This is a genomic window from Myroides phaeus (assembly GCF_900099675.1).
GTDB classification, from domain to species: domain Bacteria; phylum Bacteroidota; class Bacteroidia; order Flavobacteriales; family Flavobacteriaceae; genus Flavobacterium; species Flavobacterium phaeum.
The window spans coordinates 1-2626 of record NZ_FNDQ01000050.1 but is presented as its reverse complement, the minus strand read 5'-3'; the positions used below and the strand labels follow the sequence as shown (position 1 = coordinate 2626).

3 protein-coding genes and 1 tRNA gene are annotated in these 2626 nt (G+C 29.7%); all 4 read left to right on the top strand.

Translation table 11 applies throughout. The features are described from left to right. The first annotated feature begins 458 nt into the window (after window positions 1-458). The 4 genes from BLT46_RS13020 to BLT46_RS13005 all read left to right on the top strand — a co-directional run bounded on the left by BLT46_RS13020 (window position 459) and on the right by BLT46_RS13005 (window position 2423). On the top strand, window positions 459-875 hold the full coding sequence (locus BLT46_RS13020) for a hypothetical protein (RefSeq protein WP_090410541.1): 417 nt from the start codon (window positions 459-461) through the stop codon (window positions 873-875). Window positions 876-881: 6 nt separating this feature from the next. Beyond that, window positions 882-1553 carry a J domain-containing protein gene (locus tag BLT46_RS13015; protein WP_090410540.1) on the top strand — a complete coding sequence of 224 codons (672 nt, stop codon included), beginning with the start codon at window positions 882-884 and terminating at the stop codon, window positions 1551-1553. Between the two features lie 3 nt (window positions 1554-1556). Then, window positions 1557-1952 carry a hypothetical protein gene (locus tag BLT46_RS13010; protein WP_090410539.1) on the top strand — a complete coding sequence of 132 codons (396 nt, stop codon included), beginning with the start codon at window positions 1557-1559 and terminating at the stop codon, window positions 1950-1952. 397 nt (window positions 1953-2349) lie between these two features. Further along, a tRNA-Met gene (locus tag BLT46_RS13005) sits at window positions 2350-2423 on the top strand. The last annotated feature ends 203 nt before the right edge of the window (window positions 2424-2626 follow it).

The window sequence follows — 2626 nt, the reverse complement described above, 5'->3', positions numbered from 1 at the left end:
AACGACTATTTAATTCTTCAACTTTTGTAATATTGAAATGCTCTACCAAGTACTCAGGTAGGATTAGTTTTAGTATTTCTTTGCTATCCATCATGGTGCAAATATATTATTTTACAACTTCCTCCCCAACTTTTGTGCTTGATCCGAAAGCTGGATACTATTCAAAAAGTTTAGATCTTCTAAAAAGAAAATAGTAATTACTACTAATAAAAAACTTATAACTTTTTATCTATTCTTCCCCCCCTTATACAATATTAATTTCCACATAAGTCTTTAACACACTATACGTTAATATTAATTAGAATAATTTTACATATAAAATTACCCACCCAAACCTATGTATAAAAAATAAGTCCGTTTCTTTTACTTTACCCCCTTACAACTTTAACAATATATTATTAAAATAGTTTTTCTAATCAAATAGTGTATTTTTATGAATATTACTATTCCAAAACATTATGAATGAAGCAGTAAAACCTGAAGAACCTCTTTTTTACATTGGATTACTCATCGTTGCATGTTACTTTTTTTATTGGTTTTATCAAGATAGAAAACAAAAAACAAGACGAAATCTACATATTCAATTATTAAAAAATAATCTACTTCAAGCTGAAAAAACAAATCAAAACAATGAATATCTTTTAAAAAATGAGTTAGCCAAGCACTTTTCTTCAGCTTGGATTGAAAAAGCTCTTAAAGGATATATATTTGAAAACATGCCTTTAATTTTACTTAAAGTAGCTATGGGACCTCCTAATGATATTGTTTTTAATACAAACAAAGGACAAGTATGGAAATATGGTGCTAATGGAAGCTCTCAATTGATTATTAATATTTGGGAGGATAAAGTTACTAATTGGCATCAAACTAAATAAAAAGGAATGAATAAAAGAGAGTCATATACAATTTTAGGCCTTGAGGAAAATGCTTCAATAGATGAAATCAAAGTTGCTTATCGAAAATTAACAAAACAGTATCATCCTGATAAAACAGGGGGTGATGAGTTTTTAACCAATATGTTTAAGAAAATAAATACTGCATACAATACACTTCTTTCATCTTCTTCTACATCATCTGAGTTTAATCAACAAAACGCGAATTCATATTCGTCTACTCAGTCAAACTACAAGAGAGTCGTTTTTAATCCAGAAATTGAAAAGTGGATTAAAAATCACCATAAAATAGCAGAACAAATAAACTCTTATAAAAGTAAACTGTCTTATTTCAATAAAACTCAGCCTAAAAAAAACCTTTCTATAAGTAATATTGCAAAGCTTGTTGGCGCAGCATTTCTAATTATATTATTCTTCTCTCCTTTTCAAAGTGAAAGTGCCGTAACGCCAGCAAAAAACTTTGAACAAGCGTCTTGGCAAACTTCAACTGCAACCAAGCTATTTAAAGTACCGGATATACAAACATCTCCTATAGCAACATTAGGAGAAGGACATAAAGTTGACAGCATTAGTACTACTAAATATTTTTTCAAAGTAAATGTAACAACTGAAAGTGGGGTAATGACTGGCTATATATTAAAAGACAATTTAAAAAAATAGAAAATGGATTCTCAATATTATAACCTATTAAACAAAAAAGAAGCTCTTAAAAAAGACAATAGAGATATGCTAATCGGTGGAATTATTATGGTTTTACTTGCATATGTTATGGTAACCCGTCCTTCATTTCCTTCTAAAGAATTATTTACTTGGAACTCCCTTTTATCTCTTTATGGAGCGGCATTTTATGTAGGTGCTTCATTTGTTGCTGGTTGGAAACTACTGCACAATTTTACTTCAAAATTTTTCTTATTTCTACCTTTGATAGGATGGCTTATCTACTTATTTTTAAAAATAGCTATGGCATTATTCGTAGGTTCTTATCTCTATGGAGTTTTTCGCTATTTAAATAATTTGTACCAAATTAATAGGATTAACAAACAAATTATAAACAGCTAATTTGTTGCACTAATCTGCTCATTCATTCACAGAAAAACTTGTTTGTTATAACCAATCATAGATAAATTACCTTTCATCCACTCCAATCAACATTTTAAAGTTTACAATATTCATCATACAAACAACAAATCAGAAATAAAATCACTTGCTAAACTTGATACACAAAAAAAATAAAATATTTTTAAAAAGTTATTTTAATAGCTACAGAAGACACACCAACCTTAATCTTTTCATTTTTAAATACCTACAAATAAAATCACTCAATACGCTAAATTAAAAAGTCTCTTCAAAATGAAAAACTTTAAAAAAAATCAGCATTTATCAGTGTTAGCGCTTGCATTGTAATCTTTTTGTTCTATATTTGCACTCGCATTACAGAAGTAATAGCAGTCTATATGGCGAGGTAGCTCAGTTGGTTAGAGCGCAGGATTCATAACCCTGAGGTCACGGGTTCAACTCCCGTCTTCGCTACAAGGTAAAAGGACATAATCTACAGATTATGTCCTTTTTTTATATCTATATACCCCTTCTTTGAGGTCAACTACAATGCACACGCCCCCCTAAAACAAAGGATCAGGTGCAAAAGTTGGGGACTAAGCAAAAAGTTTCGTCAATCTAAACAGGAAAAATGACTTATCTCTTACACCTCTATACATCATTCTAAAGTACTTAAT